We start from the raw sequence: 19,373 nt of genomic DNA on the forward strand, positions 1-19,373 counted from the left end.
CCACCACGACGCGTCCGCCGTGCAGGAGCGCGCCCCAGATCTCCCAGACCGAGAAGTCGAAGGCGTACGAGTGGAACATCGTCCAGACGTCGGACGGCCCGAAGTCGAACAGCTCCCCGGTGTTGTCGAGGAGCCGCAGCACCGCCCGATGCGGAACCACGACGCCCTTGGGCCTGCCGGTCGACCCCGATGTGTAGATGACGTACGCCGGATGTTCCGGGCGCAGCGGCGCCCGCCGCTCCGCGTCGGTGATCGGACCGGTGCCGGTCCGGTCGGCGCCGGACAGCGGGGCGCCGGTGACCTCGATGACCGGCCCGGAGAACCAGTCCGCGGGCAGCCCCGCCTCCGGCGACGTGACCGCGCAGATGGGGGCGGCGTCGTCGAGGACATAGGCGATGCGATCGGCGGGGTACCCGGGATCGACCGGGAGATAGGCGGCACCGGCTTCGAGAACCGCGAGCAGCGCGACGATCAGCTCCGCCGAACGCGGAAGCGCGACCGCGACCAGCGTCTCCGGCCCCGCCCCTGCGGCGATCAACCGCCGGGCGAGCTGCCGCGCCCGCGCCGCCAGCTCCCCGAAACTCAATTCCGCCGACCCGTGCCGCACAGCCACCGCGTCGGCAGCCGGAGCCGCCCCCGCGAACCGGGAGACGAGGGTATCGCTCGCGACCTCGGCAACCGGCGCGGAAACAGCCCACGCGCGCAGCGCGAGCTCCTGCTCCTCGGCACTGAGCAACTGGATATCCCCGACCACAACGGTCGGATCCGCCGCCGCGGCCGCCAGCACCTGCGCGAACCGCCGCCCGAGCACCTGCACCGTCCCGGCGTCGAAAAGGTCGGTGGCGTAGACGATCTCCACATCCATCCCGCCCGCACGACCATCCGCGTCGTACGCCTCGACCACGGTGAACTGCAGATCGAACTTCGCCGCCGCGGGCGCGACCGGGTACGGCGCGACGGTGAGCCCGGGCAACTCCAGCACCGGCGCCGTGAAGTTCTGGAAGCTCAGCGCCACCTGGAAGAGCGGGTGCCGATCCGCGGTCCGCGCCGGCGCCAGCCGCTCCACCAGCTCCTCGAAGGCGGCGTCCGGCCGGGAGAGATCGTCCAGATCGCCGGTGCGCACGGCGTCGAGCACCGCCTCGAACCGGTCGCGCACGTCGACCGTGCTCCGCAGCACCAGCGTGTTCACGAACATGCCGACCATGGGGTCGAGCGCGGCATCGCCGCGACCGGCCACCGGCGTGCCGACGGCGATATCGGCGCTCCCGGAGAGCCGGGCGAGCAGCACTGCGAGCGCCGCGTGCACCGTCCCGAAGAGCGTGCTCTCCCGCTTCCGAGCCAGCTCACCGAGCTCGCCGTGCAGGTCGGAGTCGATGTACAGGTGGTGCACCGCACCACGGTGCGAGGCGGCGGGTGGCCGCGGCCGGTCCGCGGGCAGCTCGAGCTGCTCGGGCAGCGCGGCCAGCCGCTGCTGCCAGTAGTCGAGCTGCCGTTCGGTCTCCGGGTGCGCCCGCTGCGCCTCCTGCCAGAGCGCGTAGTCGGCGTACTGCACCGGAAGCGGCGCGAGCCCCGGCTCCCGTCCGGCAGCCCTGGCGGCGTACGCACTGGTCAGGTCGGCGGCCAGCGGTGCGAGGGAGAATCCGTCGCACGCGATGTGATGCACGATCACCAGCAGGACGTGCTCGTCCGGCGCGGTCTGCACCAGCGCCGCCCGCACCGGCAGATCGGTGGTCAGATCGAACGCGGCCGCGGCGACGAGAGCCGAGATCCCGGAGTCCGGCGCCCCGCTCACCGCGAGTTCGGCGCCCTGGGACTCGATCCCCGTGCCGCGCGCGTCATCCGCCGCGCGCACGACTCGCAGCGCGATCCGGGCATCCGGCAGCACGCACTGCTCGGGCCCATCCGGCCCGTCCGGGTAAACGGTCCGCAGCACCTCGTGCCGCTCGACCACATCCCCGAGCGCCGCCTCCAGCGCACCCCGGTCGACGGCACCGCGCAGGTGCAGCGCCAGCGGCACCGTATTGAGCGTGTCCGCCCCGTCGAGATACCGGTTCACGAACCACATGCGCCGCTGCGCCGCGGTCAGCGGAATCCGCCCCGGCCGCGCGACCCGGACCACCGGCGGCCGCGCCCCCTCCCCGCGATGCCGCGCAGCCCGCGCGGCCAGCCCCGCCACGGTCGGCGCCTCGAAGAGCATGCGCACCGGCAGCGTCGCGTCGAGCGCGGCCCCGAGCCGGGCCACGACCCGGGTGGCGCTCAGCGAGTTCCCGCCGAGCGCGAAGAAATCGTCGTCCGCCCCGACCGACCCCAGCCCGAGCACCTCGGTGAAGGCAGCCGCGGCCGCCTCCTCCGCGACCCCGCGCGGCGCCCGGTACCCGGCCGCCCCGCCGAACTCCGGGTCGGGCAGCGCCCGCCGATCCAGCTTCCCGGAACCGCTGAGCGGCAGCGCGTCCAGCACGACGACGGCGGCCGGAACCAGCGCGGCCGGTAGTCGCTCGGCGACCGAGGCCCGCACGGCGACCGGGTCGAGGTGCCCGTTCCGGCCCGGCACCGCGTACGCCACCAGGTGCTCCCCGCGCAGCAGCACGGCGGCCTGCGCCACCGCGGCGTCCGCCCGCAGCACGGCCTCGATCTCGCCCAGCTCGATCCGCTGCCCGCGCAGCTTGACCTGGAAATCCGTGCGCCCCAGGTACTCCAGCGCACCGTCGCCGCGCCAGGCGGCCAGATCACCGGTGCGGTACATCCGCGCCCCCGGCCCGCCGAACGGGTCGGCGACGAACCGCTCCGCCGTCAGCTCACCGCGCCCCACGTACCCCCGCGCCAGCTGCGCACCCGCCAGGTACAGCTCGCCGGGCACGCCGACCGGCACCGGCCGCAGCCGCGCGTCCAGCACGTACACGCGGGTGTTGAAGACCGGCGAGCCGATCGGAACGGCAGCCGCATCCGCCTCGGTGACCTCGTGGTACGTCACGTCCACCGCGGCCTCGGTCGGCCCGTACAGGTTGTGCAGCCAGGCACTGGTCGAGTCGAGCAGCTTCCGCGCCACCGGCGCGGGCAGCACCTCCCCGGAGGAGAACACATTGCGCAGGTCGGAGAAGTCCCCGAGCCGATCCTCGGCCACGAAGACCGCGAGCATGGACGGCACGAAGTGCACCGTCGTCACCTGCTCTGCGGCGATGACCTCGGCCAGATACTGCGGGTCGCGATGCCCGTCCGGCTTCGCGACCACCAGCCGCGCCCCGGTCTGCAGCGGCCAGAAGAACTCCCACACCGACACGTCGAAGGTGGCGGGCGTCTTCTGCAGGACCACGTCGAAGCGGTCCAGCCCGTACTCCTCCTGCATCCACACCAGGCGGTTCACGATCGCGGCATGCGAGACCGCGACGCCCTTCGGGCGGCCGGTGGAGCCGGAGGTGAAGATGACGTAGGCGGTGTTCGCCGGGCGCAGCCCCACGTCGCCGAGCGGTGCGTCCGAGTAGGACCCGAGGTCGAGCGAGCCCACATCGAGCAGGCGCGTGCCGAGCGAACCGAAGGGCAACCCACCCCGGGCGAGCACGAACTTCGCCCGCGCCGTCCCCAGCACACCGGCGATCCGCTCCGCCGGATGCTCCGGATCGATCGGCAGGTACGCCCCGCCCGCGGCGAGCACCGCGTACAGCGCGACCACCAGGTCGACCCCGCGCGGCAGCGCGATCCCGACCACGACCTCCGGCCCGACCCCGTGCGCGACCAGCGCCCGCGCCGTCCGGTGCACCCGTCCGGCGAACTCCGCGTAACTCAGCGTCTCGCCCTCGAAGGTGACCGCGGGCGCCGCGGGCGTCGCCGCCGCCTGCGCCTCGAACATCGAGACCAGGGTGGCGTCCGGATCCACCGGGAAGTCCGTGTCGTTCCAGGTGCGCAGCACGCGCTCGGTCTCGCCCGCGGTCAGCAGCGGCAGATCGCCGACCGCCCGCTCCGGCTCGGCGACCAGGGCGCGCAGCAGCAGGGTCAGCCGCGCCGCGAGGGCACCGACCGTCCCCTCGTCGTACAGGTCGGTGGCGTATTCGAGCACGGCGGGCAGCGGGCCGTCCGCCCGCTCGGTGACCGTCAACTGGAGGTCGAATTTCGCGGTGGCGGTGTCGATGTCGAGCGGCTCGACCGCGAGCCCGGGCAGCGCGGGCACGGCGGGCGGCTCCTGGCGCAGGTCGAGCATGACCTGGAAGAGCGGGTGCCGCGCGGTGGTTCGCTCCGGGCTCAGCGCCTCGACCAGCCGCTCGAACGGGATGTCGGCGTGCGCGAAGGCGCGCAGGTCACCGTCGCGGACCGCGGCGAGCAGGGCGGTGAAGCCCGCCGCCGGGTCGACCGCGGTGCGCAGCACCAGGGTGTTCACGAACATGCCGACCACGTCGTCCAGCGCCGCGTCGGCCCGCCCCGCCACCGGCGTGCCGAGCGCGATGTCGGTGCTGCCGGTGAGCCGGGCCAGCAGCGCCGCGAAAGCCGCCTGCAGCGCCATGAAGAGCGTGGTCCCGGTGGCCGCGGCCAGCTCGCGCAGCGCGCCCGCGGTCGCCGCGTCCACGGTGAAGGCGTGCCTGGCGCCGCGGCCGGAGGCGACCGCGGGGCGCGGCCGGTCGGTGCGCAGCCCGAGCTCGTCCGGGAGCCCGGCGAGTTCGCCGCGCCAGAACCGGAGCTGCTCCGCGAGCGGCGATTCCGGGTCGTCGGCGCTGCCGAGCACGGTGTGCTGCCAGACCGTGAAGTCGGCGTACTGCAGCGGCAGCGGGGTGAACCCGGGCTCGCCGCCGCCGACCCGGGCGGCGTACGCCTGCAACAGATCCCGGGTGAGCGGCGCGATCGACCAGCCGTCCGCCGCGATGTGGTGCAGCGCGACGACCAGCACCGCCCGCTGCCCGCCGATCCGCAGGACCGCGAACCGCACCGGCGCCTCGCGGTCCAGCGCGAACGGCTCGGCGGCCAGCGCCCGCACCCGCCGCCGCACCGCGTTGCTCTCCACCTGCTCGACCGTCACCGGCACCCGGGCCGGGTCCGGCGGCAGGATCTGCTGGCAGCCGACGCCGTCCACCGCCGGGTAGCGGGTGCGCAGCGCCTCGTGCCTGGCCAGCAGGTCGCCGACGGCGGCGCGCAGCGCGGCCTCGTCCAGCTCGCCGTCCAGCCGGAAGGCGGCGACCAGGGTGTTCGCCACCGACTCGCTGTCGAACCGGTCCAGGAACCACAGCCGCTGCTGCGCGTAGGAGAGCGGCAGCGGCTCCGGCCGCAGCACGGCGACGGGGGCGGGCAGCCGCCGCACCGCGCCGCGCTCGGCCAGCCCGCGGGCCAGCGCGCCGACCGTAGGCAGGTCGAAGAGCGCGCGCACCGGGACGTCGAGTTCGAGGCGGGTCGCGATCCGGGCCGCGATCCTGGTCGCGACCAGCGAGTTGCCGCCGAGCGCGAAGAGGTCGTCGTCCAGCCCGACCCGCTCCAGCCCGAGCACCTCGCCGAAGACCGCGGCCACGGTGCGCTCGATCGCGGTCTCCGGCGCGCGGAAGGCGGCGACGGTGAGCTCCGGCTCCGGCAGCGCGCGCCGGTCGAGCTTGCCCGCGGCGGAGAGCGGGAGCGCCTCCAGCAGGACGAAGGCGCCGGGCACCATGTACGAGGGAAGCAGCTCGCGCAGCCGCTGCTCCAGCACCGCGGCGGGGTCGGGGACCGCGGACACCACCCAGGCGACCAGCAGCTCACCGGCGGCATGCGTGTACACCCCGACGGCGGCCGCGCGCACCTCGGGCTGCGCGGCCAGCGCGGCCTCGACCTCGCCGAGCTCCAGCCGCTGCCCGCGCAGCTTCACCTGGAAGTCGGCGCGGCCGAGGTACTCCAGCTCGCCGGAGCGGTTGCGCCGCACCAGGTCACCGGTCCGGTAGAGCCGTGCCCCGGCGGGACCGGCGACGAACCGCTCCGCGGTGAGCGCGGCCCGGCGGTGGTAGCCGCGGGCCAGCTGCGCGCCGCTCAGGTACAGCTCGCCGACCACGTTGTCCGGCACCGGGCGCAGCCGCCGGTCCAGCACCAGCGCGGTGCTGCCCGGGACCGGGCGCCCGATCGGCACCGGCCCGGTCGCGGCGGCGGGCACCGGCGCGAAGGTGGCGTGCACGGTGAACTCGGTGGGGCCGTAGAGGTTGTGCAGCGCGGCGGTGCTCACCGCGCCGAAGGCGGCGGCCGCCGCCGCGGTCATGGCCTCGCCTGCGACCAGCACCAGCCGCAGCGAGCCGAGCGTCCCGGCCGGGGCCGCCTCGGCGAAGGCGGTGAGCATGGACGGCACGAACGACGTCGCGGTGACGCCGTGCTCGGCGATGACCGCGGCCAGGTACCCGGTGTCCCGGTGCCCGTCGTGCGCCGCGACGACAACGCGCGCACCGGTGGTGAGCGGGGCGAACAGCTCCCACACCGAGACGTCGAAGGTGGCCGGGGTCTTGAAGAGCACGGTGTCGGCGGCTTCCAGCGCGTACTCGGCGGCGATCCAGGCGATCTGGGCGGCCAGCCCGGCGTGCGTCACGGTGACGCCCTTGGGCCGCCCGGTGGAGCCGGAGGTGAAGATCAGGTAGGCGGCGTGCTCCGGTCGCAGCGGCCGCAGCCGGTCGGCGTCGGTCACCGGGGTGTCGGTGTAGGCGGCGTGCCCGGGGTCGTCGACGATGAGCACCGGCAGCTCGCCGGGGCGAGCCCAGCCGTCCGCCGCCCTGGTCAGCACACAGATCGGCGCGGCTTCGGCGAGCACCGTGGCCAGCCGCGCGGCGGGCTGATCCGGATCGATGGGGACATACGCGCCACCGGCCACCAGCACGGCGTGCGCGGCCAGCACGAACTCCAGCGAGCGGCGCATGCCGAGCACCACCCTGGTCTCCGGCCCGACCCCGGCCGCGATCAGCGCGCGGGCCAGCCGGGCGGTCTCGGCGGCGAAGTCCGCGTAGCTCAGGGTGCGCGCGCCATCGGTGACGGCGGGGGCGCCCGGGGTGCGCAGCGCCTGCGCGGCGAGCGGCTCCAGCACAGTGGCGGGGGCGGCGAGCGCGGGAGCCGTGCCGAGCGCGGCGATCCGGCCGCGCTCGGCGGCATCGAGCACCGGCAGGTCGCCGACGGGAACCGCCGGGTCGGCGAGCACGGCGCGCAGCAGCATGATCAGCGCCCCGGCCAGCCCCTCGATCGTCGCGCGGTCGAAGAGCTCCGTCGCGTACGAGATTTCGGCTGCTACCTCGGTCGGTGCCGAACCTTCCCCGAGCTCGGCACCGACCGGGCGCTCCCTCCGGCTCGCCGAGATGGTGAGCTGGAGGTCGAATTTGGTGACTCCGGTGTCCAGGGTACTGGCGCGCACCTGCGCGCCGGGCAGTTCCAGTGTGATTGCCGTCGCGTTGTCGAAGGCGAGCAGCACCTGGAAGAGCGGGTGCCGCGCCTGCGACCGCGGCGGGTCGATGACCTCGACGAGCTGCTCGAACGGCACGTCGGCGTGGCCGAAGGCGGCGAGGTCGGTATCGCGCACCGTGCGGAGCAGCTCGGCGAAGGACCTGCCCGGGTCGACCGCGGTGCGCAGCACCAGGGTGTTCACGAACATGCCGACCAGGTCGTCCAGCGCGCGGTGGCCGCGCCCGGCGACGGGGGTGCCGATGGCGATGTCGTCGGCCCCGGCGAACCGGGCGAGCAGCACGGCGAGCGCGGCGTGCCACACCATGAAGGTGGAGACCCCGTGCGCCGCGGCGAATTCGCCGATGGCGGCGGCCAGCCCGGCGGACACCGGCAGCCGGTGCGTGCCGCCGCGGCCGGAGGCGATCGCGGGGCGCGGGCGGTCGGTGGGCAGCGCGAGCGCGTCGGGCAGCCCGGCCAGCTGATCGGTCCAGTAGGCCAGCTGCCCGCCGCGGTCGAGTTCGTGCTGCCAGAGGCTGTAGTCGGCGTACTGCACCGCGAGCGGCGGCGCGGCCGATGCGGCGCCGGTCAGCCGAGCGCTGTAGGCGTGCGCGAGGTCGCGGGCGAGGACCCGCAGCGAGAGGCCGTCGGCGGCGATGTGGTGCAGCACGACGAGCAGCGCGAACGAATCGTCGTCGACGGCGAAGAGCGTTGCCCGGAAGGGGATCTCGCGGGTCAGGTCGAAGCCGGTCGCGGCCGCGGCGGCGAGCCTGCCGTCCAGCTCGTCGGCGGTCAACGGCACCGGCGCACCGAGCATGGGCGCCGGGTCGAGCACCAGCTGGTGGGCAGGCGACGGCTCCTCGGCGGCCGGGAAGACGGTGCGCAGCACCTCGTGCCTGGTGACCAGGTCGGTCACCGCGGCGCGCAGCGCGTCCGGCTCGACCGTGCCGGTGAGCCGCAGCGCGAAGGGCATGTTGTACCCCGCGCCGCCGCGCTCGAACCGGTTCAGGAACCAGATGCGCCGCTGCGCGGGGGACAACGGAACCAGCGGCGGCCGTTGCCGCGCCCGCAGCTGCGCGACACCGGGCGCGCCGCCGGATCCGCCCGCCCGCTCGACCAGCTCCGCGAGCCCGCGCACCGTCGTCGCGGTGAACAGGTCGCGGACGCCGAGCAGGCAGTCCAGGTCGGCGGAGAGCCTGGCGGCCACCTGGGTGGCCGCGAGGCTGTTCCCGCCGAGGGTGAAGAAGTCGTCGTCGCGCCCGACCCGCGCGCAGCCGAGCACCTCCGCGAAGACCCCGGCCACGATCTCCTCGATCGGGCCGACCGGCGCGGTGTGCACCGCCGCGGTGCGGACCGGTGCGGGCAGCGCCGACCGATCCAGTTTGCCCGACGCCGTCACCGGAAGCGCGTCGAGGACCACGAAAGCCGCCGGGACCATGTACGACGGCAGCGCCGCGAGCGCCGCCGCACGCAGTTGCCCGAGCTCGGGCGGGGCCGCCCCGGCAGGCACCGCGTAGGCGACGAGCTGCTCGCCCGCCCCCGCGTCGTCGCGCACCAGCACGACCGCGCGGGCAACGCCGGGCACCGCCGCCAGCACCGCCTCGATCTCGCCGAGCTCGATCCGCAGCCCGCGCAGCTTGACCTGGAAGTCGGTGCGGCCCAGGTACTCCAGCTCGCCGGTGGCGGTCCAGCGCACCAGGTCGCCGGTGCGGTAGAGCCGAGCGCCCGGGTCCGCGATGCCCTCCGGCCCGCCGAACGGGTCGGCGACGAAGCGCGCCGCGGTCAGCCCCGGCCTGGCGATGTACCCGCGGGCGAGCTGTACCCCCGACAGATACAGCTCGCCCGGAGCCCCGACCGGTACCGGCCGCAGCCGTGAATCGAGCACGTGCAGCCGGGTGTTGAACACCGGAGCACCGATCGGTACCGAGCGGGAGTCGTTGTCGGTCACCTCGTGGAAGGTGACGTCGACCGCCGCCTCCGTTGGACCGTAGAGGTTGTGCAGCCTGGCCCCGGTGCGCCGCCGGAGCCGCTGCGCGGTGGCGGCGGGCAGCGCCTCGCCGGAGGCGAAGACCTGCCGCAGGGTGCTGCGCGTGGGGAAGTCCCGGTACCCGAGGAAGGCGTCGAGCACGGAGGGAACGAAGTGCGCGACCGTCACGCCGTGCGCGGCGATAGCGGCGTGCAGGTGCGCGGGGTCGCGGTGCCCGTCCGGGCCCGCGAGGACCAGGGTGGCCCCGACCTGCAGCGGCCAGAAGAACTCCCACACCGACACGTCGAAGGTGGCCGGGGTCTTCTGCAGGACGACGTCGTCCGTGGCGAGCCGGTACTGCTCCTGCATCCACACCAGCCGGTTCACGATGGCGGCGTGCGGCACCGTCACGCCCTTCGGGAGCCCGGTGGAGCCGGAGGTGAACAGCACGTACGCCGGATGCTCCGGCCGCACGGCGGGCAGCGCGATGCCATCGGGGGCGGAGGCGATGGCCTCGGCCAGGTCGAGCACCGGGATCGCCGCCCCCGCGGCGACCGGCACGGCGGCGGAACTCGGCGCATCGAGCGGTGTCGCCGCGGCAGGATTCAGCGCGCCGGGCGCGGGCCGCAGCTCGGAAGCGGGCAGCGAGCCCGCGCCCGTCGTCAGCACGCACGCCGGTACCGCGGTGCGCAGGATGTGCGCGGTCCGCTCGGCCGGGTGATCCGGGTCGAGCGGCAGGTACGCCGCCCCCGCCGCCTGGATCCCGTACAGCGCCACCACCAGGTCGAGCGAGCGCCGCAGGTGCACCGCGACCACGGTCTCCGGCCCGGCCCCGCGCGCCACCAGCGCCCGCGCCAGCCGCGCACTGCGCTCGGCCAGCTCGCGATAGGTCAGCGCGGCACCGTCGGCCGCGCGCACCGCGACGGCGTCGGGGCTGCGCCGCACCTGCGCCAGGAACAGCTCCGGCAGCGTGGTCTCCGGCACCGCGAACCCGGTCTCGTTCCAGATCCGCGTGCTCACCTCGAGCTCCAGCTCGGTGGCGACCGGAACGACCTCCAGCCGCTGCTCGGGCGGTACCGCGGCCAGCCGCTCCAGGAACCCGGCGAACCGGGCGTGGTGCCGCGCGACCTCCTCCGGGGTGTAGAGGTTCGGGTTCGCCTCCAGGTCGACGTGCACCAGGTCCCGGTCGCCGTAGTACACGTTCAGGCTCAGGTCCTCCACCGCGCCGGTGGAGACCACGTGGTTGCGGCCGGTGGTCGAGCCGAGCGTCAGATCGGTGCCGAACAGCATGATGTTGGCGAGCGGGCCGAAGAGCGCGCGGCGCGCAGGCGCACCCTCGCGCTCGCCCGCGCCGCGGATGTCCTCGTGCCGGAAGCGCTGGTGCCGCAGCGCCCCCGTCACCTCGACCCTGGTGTCGCGCAGCAGCTCACCCCAGGTGCCGTCCACCCGCAGCCGGAGCGGGACCACGTTGGAGAGCATGCCGCCCGAGCGCCGCATCACGGCGGTGGTCCGCGCGGTCACCGGCAGGCTCAGCACCACCTGATCGCGGTCGGTGAGCCTGCCGAGGTAGCAGGCGAAGCCGCCCAGCAGCACGACGGCGAGCGTGGAGTCGTGCGCGGCGGCGAGCGCGGTCAGCCGCTCGGTCAGCCGCTCCGGCAGCACCGCGCCCGCGACGAGGTTGCTCGCCGATCGCGGGGCCGTGCGCCCGGCCAGGCTGGTCACCTCGTCGAGCCCGGCCACCCGCGCGGCCCAGTGCTCCCGGTCGGCGGCGAAGCGGCTGCTCTCCCGGTAGCGCAGCTCGGCGGCGGCGAGCTCGGTCAGCGACCCCGTCCGCGCCGGGGCGGGCTCGGTGCCGGAGACCCGCGCGGTGTACAGCTCGGCGATCCGGGTCGCGCTGGCGAGCGCGCCGAATCCGTCGAGCACGATGTGATGCACCCGCATGTACCAGAACCAGCGCCGCGCGCCGACCCGCAGCGCGGCGCCGGCGAAGAGCCGGTCGGCGAGCAGGTCGACCGGGCGGGCCGCGTCGGCCCGCATCCAGGCCTGCCCGGCGGCGACCGGGTCGGCGTGCCCGCGCAGATCGATGACGGGGATGTCGACGTTCAGCGTGGGATCGACGAGCTGGAACGGCACCCCGTCCCGCTCCCCGAGCCGGACCAGCGCCGATTCGTACTCCGCGGCGGCGACCCGCGTGACCTCCTGCAGCAGCTCCGGATCGAGCTCGCCCTCGACGTCGACGTACTGGGCGACATTGATCGGGACCTCGGGCTCGAGCAGCTGGGCGTACCAGACACCCAGCTGCGCCGGGGCCAGCGCGAACGGTTCGGTGCCCTGGGTTCCGCCGTCGTTCCGCACGCCGGCCCCACCCGTCTCCGTACCCTGCACCAGAGCCTCCAAGCTATCCGATTCCGTTGTCGCCGAACGGTTTCCGGGCAGCACAAAGAGACCTGCGCTACCGCGGGGTGTTGACTGCGCGACCTGCCGTTACGGCTCGCGCGGATCCTCGAATGTGAACGAAGCGGTGGCCGCCGGCTCCCGGTGGCCACCAGTCCTCGGCGGTGTCCGCCCGCCGGGGCCGGTTCAGCTGTCCTGACTCCTCACCATTCCGCCGCGGGTGTCGTCACCGCGACCTGTTGCCTACCTCACACGGATTCGGTCCGCGCATTGGACACTATGTCCTGCGTTAAAAAAACGGAACTTTTTCATCCAAAAAACCTGGGCGATTGACCAGAAGTTGCCGGGTGGCCCGGACAATCCGGGCACGAAGGTGTCACGGACCACATTCAGCGGCTGAATGTGACCTGTGGCACCGATGCCGGCCGAGACTATGGGGCGAAACGTTGCATCCGCGTTGCATCGGCGCCGAGCCTGCGGTCGAGAACCCGGATCTTGGCCTCTATCTGCGCATACAGCGGGGATTCGCGATCGACGGTGGCGCGATATGCCACCCAGGCGTCGGCGTCGTCCCGCCCCTCGGGGCCCGCGGTCCACCTGCGCAGCACGGCGGAGTCGCCGGAGTTCAGTACCGCCGCGCGCAGCCGCACCCGCAGTTCGTCGCGGATGTCGAGGATGCCGGGGGCGTTCGAGCGCGGCAGCACCGGCCCGGCGTAGAGCCGGAGCGCGGCGTCGACGTCGCCGGAGTCGAGCGCACCGCGCAGCGCGTCGACGTCGGTAGCCACGTGGGTGCGCAGCCGGTACGGCCGGGAGCCGAAGACGGCGGGGCCGACGACCGCGCGCAGCCGGGACATGGCGGCCCTGATGGTGCCGTTGTCCAGGTCGGTGTCGTCGAGCAGCAGCGCGAGGTGGTCGGCGCCGAGCCCCTCGGGGTGCTCGGTGAGCAGCAGCAGGATCTCGGCGTGGCGCTGGGAGAGCAGCACCCGGCCGGTCGGCGTGGAGAGCTGTGGCTGGCCGAGGCCGAGCACGTCGAGCGCGAGCCTGCCGATCGGCGGGGCCGGATCGTCAGGGGAGCCGTGCCGCTCGGCCCGCATGGCGCGCAGCAGCAGGTCCATCTCTGCGGCGGTGGCCGCGGCCTTGACCAGGGCGAGGATCTCCGGCCGCGCCACCCGGACGCCACCCGCGATCATCAGCACCCCGACCAGCCTGCCGTCGGGCGCGTGCACGGGGGCGGCCGCGCCGGTGAGCTGGTGCATGCGGTGCAGGAAGTGCTCGGGACCGTGGATCCAGGCCGCGCGGCCGGTGCGGACGACGAGCCCGACGGCGCCGGTGCCGACCCGCCGCTCGCTCAGGTCGTCGCCCGCGCGCAGCCCGATCTCGGCGACCGCGCTCACCAGATCCTCGTTGCCGTGCACGGTGAGCACCCGGCCGAACTGGTCGGCGACCACCACGATGAGCCCGCCGCGCGCGGCGTCCTGCACGAGGAGTTTGTCGATGAGCGGCATCAGCACGGCGATCGGGTGCGCGTCCCGGTAGCGCTGCAGATCGGCGCCGCGCAGCCCGCGGCCGTCCACCGGGTCGAGCGGATCGATGCCACCGCGCACGCTCCGCAACCACGATTCGAGGACCAGGGGGCGCAGCAGACCGGCGAGCTGCGACAGCTGCTCGCCACCCGCGCCGAGGTACCCGTGGGCCTGCGCGGCATAGGCCTCCAGCGCACCGAGCTCGGAGCCGTGCTCCGCAGCAGGGGCCGCCGTAATACCTTCGCGCGGTCTGGTAGCGGCGTCTTCTTGCTGCCCTCGAGGCCGCCCACCCGCAAGATTGCTGACCATTAGCCTTTCTTTCCCCCCCAAACTGTACCGGCGCGTAGGTTCTCGGCGGGGCGGATGGCTCCTTTGTCCTTCACCTCACAATGGCGACCGCGGCGGCGAAATTGTGACCTATTAGTCCTTCAGATTATCCGCGCAGGCCGGCCGCGATCAGCTCCGCGAGCGCGACGACCATCGCCTGCGGCCCGCGGGACAGCGGGACCGGCACGATCGACAGGTCCGCGATCCACAGGTCGTCCAGGCCGTACAGCCGTCCCATCCGGTCCACCACCGCATGGTTGTCATCCTGCCTCCCCATGCGACAGGAGCCGGCCAAATGTTGCGAAGTGGTGAGAATCGCGGGCAGTCCGGCCGCCGCGGGCGGCTGCGCCGACGCCCGCGCGCCCGCCATCCCGGACAGCAGTTCGGCCGCGCCGCCGAGGCCGTCGCGCATCGCCCGCCGATCGGCCGCGGCGGCCAGGTGGTTGTGTTCGATCACAGGAGGCACGCGGGGGTCGGCGGCGCGCAGCCGGAGCGTTCCGGTGGTAGCCGGGCGCATGAGCGCGACCCCGATCCGGCGCACCCCCGGCGCGAACTCCAGCGCGTACGGCCGCACCTCGACGCCGTCCAGCTCCAGCACCGTCTCCAGCGCCACCGCGCCGGGGCGGCGCACAGCGGCGCGGTAGTCGAGCCCGATCTCCGGGTGGTCGGCGCAGTGCAGCCCGACCGGCGCCGCCAGCATCGGCTCGATCCCGGCGGCGCGCAGCTCGTCCGGCGGGCCGATACCGGAGCGCAGCAGCAGCGCCGCCGACTCGATGGCGCCGGCGCAGAGCACCACCCGGCCCGCGCGCATGGTCTCGGTCTCCGTGCGCACCCCGGCCACCCGGCCGCGCTCGATGAGCAGCCCGGTGACCTGGGTTCCGCCGCGCAGCGCGAGGTTCGGCCTGCTCAGCGCGGGCAGCAGGTAGCGGGAGCCGGTGTCGGCGCGCAGCGGGCCGTCCAGCGAGCAGGGCACCGGGCCGACGCCGGTGGCGGGGGCATCAGGGGCATTCCAGTCCGGCACCGTGGGGAAGCCCGCGGCCAGCGCGGCGGCGGTGAAGGGGTCGTCCGGCGCGGCGGGGCGGCGCACCGGGATGGGGCCGTCGGTGCCGTGGTAGGGCGCGGAGCCGAAGTCCAGGTCGCGCTCGATCGCCGCGAAGACCGGCGCCAGCGCGGCAGCGCTCCAGCTGTCGTCGCCGACCTGCGCGGACCAGGCGGCAAGGTCGGCGGCGGGCGGGCGGATGAAGTAGGCCCCGTTGACCGCGCCGGAGCCGCCGAGCGCCGCCCCGCGCACCAGGGTGGCCGCGACCGGGACGCCGTCGGCGTACCCGAGCACGGCGGGGTAGTGCCGCAGCCACGGCGCGGCCGGGTCGAGCGGCAGCGTCGCGGCGTCGAGCAGGCCGGGCGGAGCCAGCGCGGGGGTCGCCCAGACCGGGCCGGCCTCCAGGACCAGCACGGTGTGCGCGGGGTCGGCGCTCAACCGGGCGGCGACCACGCAGCCTGCGGTACCGGCGCCGACGACCAGCGTGTCCGGCTCCGGCCGCACGGCTCAGCCCATCCGGAAGCGGAGCACCGGGGTGAGCGCGGCCGCGCTGCGCGCCCGGTACGCCCCGAGCCACAGCCCGGAGCCGTAGGCGATGTCGTCCAGCCGCTTGAAGCCCAGGTACCGCACCGGGTCGAGGCCGTCGCGCTGGTAGTGCGTGTACCAGTCGACCAGCCCCTCGCCGACCGCGAGCAGCAGCGCCACCCGCCGGATCCGGCGCGAGGCCAGCACCGCGAGCAGCGTCACCGGCCAGTAGTGCCTGCAGGCCGCGGAGGCGATCCGCCACAGCCCGCCGGCGAAGCCCCTGGTGACGTAGATCGCCGCGATCCGATTCGGGTTGTCCAGCCCGGCGAGCGCCCGGCGCAGCCGCAGCCCGGCCGCGAACAGCGTGCCGATCCCGCCCGCCGCGCCGAGCTTGGTGCCGGTGCCGAAGAGCACGGCGGCGAGCAGGGTCCAGGCGGGCAGCGTGAGCGGGGAGACCAGCTCCGCGTGCCGCTCCGCCAGCGGGGCGGCGCCGGTGCCGTAGTACCGCCTGCGCGCGAACCAGGAGCGGAAGGTCACCCGGTGGTCGTGCGCCACCCTGGCGGCCGGCTCGTACCGCAGCCGCCAGCCCGCGCGCTCCAGCCGCCAGCACAGGTCGACGTCCTCCGCGACCCGCATGTCCTCGTCGAAGCCGCCCGCGTCCAGCAGCGCCTGCCTGCGCACCAGCAGCGCAGCGCTCGGCACGTAGCTGACCACGGTGTTCGAGCGCACCGCGGCCTCGCGCCGCCCCAGGTCCAGCGACGAACGCGAATGCTCGTAGCGGGCAAGGGCATTGGCGCGCGGGTCGAGCGCGACGATGCGCGGCGCGACCAGCGCCACCTCGGGGTCGCTGAAGTGCCCGAGCATGACCTCCAGCCACCCGGTGCGCGGGACCACGTCGCTGTCGAGGAAGGCAACGTAGTCGGTCGTCGCGGCGCGCAGCCCGGCATTGCGCGCGGCCGACGGGCCGAGCGCCCGGTCGTGCCGCAGCACGGTGACCGCCGCCCGCCGCAGCGGGTCGCGCACCGGCTCGGTCGAGCCGTCGTCCACCACGATCACCCGGTGGTGCTCGGAGATTCCGGCCAGCAACCGGTCGAGCCCGGCGGCGTTGTCGCGCAGCGGCACCACCACCGTCACCTGCTCCGGCGACGGCAGCAGCCGCGGGCGCGGATTGCCGACCCCCGAGTCGAGCAGCCGCCGCGCCACCGTGGCCGAGCGCTGATCGGTGACCTCCAGGTAGCCGTCGCCGATCATGGCGGCGGCCTCCGGCGCGAGCCGCAGCAGCCGGGCGGGCGAGCCGCCGATCAGGATCCGGCCGCCCGAGAACGCGCGCACCCGCGGATCGATCCGCACCCCGAAACCGTCGGGCAGGCGATCGTGGCGCATTCCTGCGATGCTATGCCGAATCGGCGGCGCGGGCATCATCGGCCGCCGCCACCTGCGGCGTTGGGGCGAGCCGCCGCGCGAGGTCCGGCATACCGGGGGCAACCTCGCGGAGCGGCCGGAAAAACCGCAACACGTTACAGTGCCCCCGCGCGCGGGGCGGCACGGTGAACCAGGCATCGCCCCGCACCCCCGGTTGACCGGGCGCGCCGCGCGCGGAACCGGCCCGCCCGCGCGGGTTCTAGACTTCGGTGGGAAACGCAGGTGAACGGCGAGTGACGGGTGGCACACACCCGCGGCGGTAGAGGTGGCATGGGAGTCGGACGCACGCAGGCCGGCGGGGCGGGCAACTCGCTCTCGGAGGCCGAGATCGTCGAGGCCGCACTGCGGGTGGTCCGCCAGGACGGCGTGGCGAAGCTCTCCATGCGGCGACTATCCCGCGAACTCGGCGTCTCGCCGATGGCCCCCTACTACTACGTGGCCGACAAGCGCGAGCTGCTCGACCTGGTCGCCACCGCCGCGCTCACCGGACTCCGCACGCCACCGCCGGATTCCGGGCCGTGGCAGCTGCGGCTGCGCGACCTGATCGACCAGATCGACGAGAAGCTGCGCAAGCACCCCGGGCTCGGCGACATCCTGCTCGAACAGATGCTCGGCAAACAGCTCGACCTGATCACCGCCATCATGGAGATCCTGGTCGACGCCGGCTTCGACGACCGCAACGTGCTCGCCGCCTACGCCACGATCCACACCTACCTCTTCGGCCGCAGCCGGGTGCAGCCGCGCGACCGCTACTCGCCCCCGGACGTCACCCTGCCGGAGCCGGTGGCCCGGGCCAGCCGATACATGGCGGACCTGCGCGGCCGCTACTCCTACGACTTCGGCATGGAGGTGCTCGTCGCCGGGCTGGAGGCCCAGCTTGTCCGCCGGCCGCGCGCCGACGTAGGATAAAACTGCAACACGTTCTAGTTCTCGCGTCGCTCCCGGTGCCGCCGGGTCCGGAAAGGACGACATGACCACCGTCGAGGTCCCCCATGGTTCGCGTTCGGCCGTGCTGCGCGTCGCCGCGGTCGTCGCGGAGACGGCCGACGCCTGCTCGCTCGTCTTCGAGGTGCCGGACGCGTTGCGCGAGCGGTTCCAGTACAAGCCGGGCCAGTTCCTGACCCTGCGCATTCCCAGCGACCGCACCGGCTCGGTGGCGCGCTGCTACTCCCTGGCCAGCTCGCCGCATACCGACGACGCGCCCAAGGTGACGGTGAAGCGCACCGACGGCGGCTACGGCTCCAACTGGGTCTGCGACAACGTCAAGGCAGGTGACGAGCTAGAGGTGCTCCCGCCCTCCGGCGTCTTCACCCCCAAGGATCTCGGCGCCGACCTGCTGCTCTTCGGCGCGGGCAGCGGCATCACGCCGGTCATGTCCATCCTGAAGTCCGCGCTGGATCAGGGCTCCGGCCGGATCGTGCTGGTCTATGCCAACCGGGACGCCGCCTCGGTGATCTTCGCCGACGAGCTGCGCGAGCTGGCCAAGCGCCACCCCGGCAGGCTCACCGTGCTGCACTGGCTGGAGAGCCTGCAGGGGCTGCCGAGCACCGAGCAGCTGGCCGGGCTGGTGGCGCCCTACACCGAGCACCACGCCTTCATGTGCGGCCCCAAGGCGTTCATGGACCGGGTGCACGACGCGCTCGGCACGCTCGGCGTCCCGCGCGACCGCACGCACGCCGAGGTCTTCAACTCGCTGGCGGGCGACCCGTTCGCCGAGCACGTCGCCGCCGAGGTGAGCGACGCGGACGCCGCCGACGCCGCCACCGTCGAGGTGGAGCTGGACGGCGAGACGCACGAGCTGCGCTGGCCGCGCAAGCAGACACTGGTCGACATCATGCTCGACAGGGGCATCGACGTGCCCTACTCCTGCCAGGAGGGCGAGTGCGGCTCCTGCGCCTGCACCGTGCTCGAGGGCAAGGTCGAGATGGACAACGCCGAGATCCTCGACCCCGAGGACATCGAGAACGGGTACATCCTCGGCTGCCAGGCCCGCCCGATCACCGACCGGCTGCGCATCCAGTTCTGAGCGCTCAGCTCTGAGCGCTCAGCGCAGGGCGCGGTAGCGGGCGCGCTCGGCCGGATCGAGGTGCTCGGTGGCGTAGCTGAGCGCGGTACGGCCCATGGCCGCCGCGTGCTGGTCGAGGAAGCCGGTCAGCACCGCGCGGTCGACCCGCTTGCCGACCTCGCGGAGCATCCACCCGGACGCCTTCTGCAGCAGGTCGCGGCGGTCCGGCAGCAGCAGTTCGACCAGCTCCAGCGTGGTGCCCGGATCACCGGCCTTGATGAAGGCGAAGGTGCTGAGCAGCGCGACCCGGCGCTCCCAGAGCGAATCGGCGGCGGCGAGCTCGACGAGCAGGTCGCGCGGGCGGTCGAGCAGCCAGCGGCCGACGATGTGCTCGGCGGAGGCGTCCACCAGGTCCCAGTTGTTCACTCGCCCGCCGCGCACCGCACGCAGGTACAGCTCGACGATCGCGCGCTGCGTCTCCTCGTCACGGCTGCGCGGGCGGGCGGCGAGTTCGGAGCGGCGGTTCAGGATGAAGAGCGCCGCCAGCCGCTCCTCGTGCACCGGGCTCGCCAGCAGCTCGTCGACCTGATCCAGCGGCAGTTCGGCAAAGCGCGCGGCGACCTTCCTGGTGGCGGGCACCCGGACCCCGATGAAGACATCGCCCTCGCCGTACTCGCCCGGCCCGGTCTTGAAGAAGCGCCGCAACCCCGCGGCGTCGACGGGATCGGCCTGCGCCGCCAGCGCGGCCCGCAGCGCAACGGCGGTATCCGAGCCGACCGCCGAACTCCGTGCTTCCGTGCCTGCCGACCGCCGTCCCCC

General features: G+C 74.2%; 7 protein-coding genes (1 of these 7 running past the window's edge). 2 read left to right on the forward strand and 5 right to left on the reverse strand.

Features of this window, described 5'->3' with window-relative positions; translation table 11 throughout:
- The 4 genes from LTT61_RS15305 to mftF form a co-directional block, all read right to left on the reverse strand.
- A protein-coding gene (locus LTT61_RS15305; protein WP_233020630.1) for a non-ribosomal peptide synthase/polyketide synthase crosses the window boundary here: on the reverse strand, positions 1 to 11,704 show its 5' portion. 6,086 nt of this gene lie to the left of the window's left edge; 11,704 of the gene's 17,790 nt are visible here — the first part of the coding sequence; it begins with the start codon at positions 11,702 to 11,704; its stop codon lies beyond the left edge, outside the window.
- Positions 11,705 to 12,144: 440 nt separating this feature from the next.
- On the reverse strand, positions 12,145 to 13,545 hold the full coding sequence (locus LTT61_RS15310) for a GAF domain-containing protein (RefSeq protein ID WP_233020631.1): 1,401 nt from the start codon (positions 13,543 to 13,545) through the stop codon (positions 12,145 to 12,147).
- A gap of 124 nt (positions 13,546 to 13,669) precedes the next feature.
- Complete coding sequence (gene mftG, locus LTT61_RS15315; protein WP_233020632.1) at positions 13,670 to 15,106, reverse strand: mycofactocin system GMC family oxidoreductase MftG; 1,437 nt, start codon at positions 15,104 to 15,106, stop codon at positions 13,670 to 13,672.
- A gap of 3 nt (positions 15,107 to 15,109) precedes the next feature.
- Entirely contained in the window at positions 15,110 to 16,510 is a 1,401-nt protein-coding gene (mftF, locus tag LTT61_RS15320) for a mycofactocin biosynthesis glycosyltransferase MftF (RefSeq protein WP_233020633.1), read from the reverse strand.
- Between the two features lie 309 nt (positions 16,511 to 16,819).
- Here mftF and mftR2 point away from each other — a divergent pair, with 309 nt between their 5' ends.
- Positions 16,820 to 17,458 carry a mycofactocin system transcriptional regulator MftR2 gene (mftR2, locus tag LTT61_RS15325; protein WP_233020634.1) on the forward strand — a complete coding sequence of 213 codons (639 nt, stop codon included), beginning with the start codon at positions 16,820 to 16,822 and terminating at the stop codon, positions 17,456 to 17,458.
- Between the two features lie 61 nt (positions 17,459 to 17,519).
- On the forward strand, positions 17,520 to 18,575 hold the full coding sequence (locus LTT61_RS15330) for a ferredoxin--NADP reductase (protein ID WP_233020635.1): 1,056 nt from the start codon (positions 17,520 to 17,522) through the stop codon (positions 18,573 to 18,575).
- 18 nt (positions 18,576 to 18,593) lie between these two features.
- Here the strand turns inward: LTT61_RS15330 and LTT61_RS15335 are convergent, their stop codons facing one another.
- Positions 18,594 to 19,307: a DNA alkylation repair protein gene (locus LTT61_RS15335; RefSeq protein ID WP_233021026.1), complete on the reverse strand. Its 714-nt coding sequence runs from the start codon at positions 19,305 to 19,307 to the stop codon at positions 18,594 to 18,596.
- Positions 19,308 to 19,373: the final 66 nt, after the last annotated feature.

It is taken from the genome of Nocardia asteroides, assembly GCF_021183625.1.
GTDB lineage: Bacteria > Actinomycetota > Actinomycetes > Mycobacteriales > Mycobacteriaceae > Nocardia > Nocardia asteroides_A.

Bases quoted from the DNA above. Each gene is read 5' to 3' on its own strand.
- LTT61_RS15310 (WP_233020631.1), bottom strand. From the start codon at position 13,545: ATGGTCAGCAATCTTGCGGGTGGGCGGCCTCGAGGGCAGCAAGAAGAC.
- mftF (WP_233020633.1), bottom strand. From the start codon at position 16,510: ATGCGCCACGATCGCCTGCCCGACGGTTTCGGGGTGCGGATCGATCCG.
- mftR2 (WP_233020634.1), top strand. From the start codon at position 16,820: ATGGGAGTCGGACGCACGCAGGCCGGCGGGGCGGGCAACTCGCTCTCG.
- LTT61_RS15330 (WP_233020635.1), top strand. From the start codon at position 17,520: ATGACCACCGTCGAGGTCCCCCATGGTTCGCGTTCGGCCGTGCTGCGC.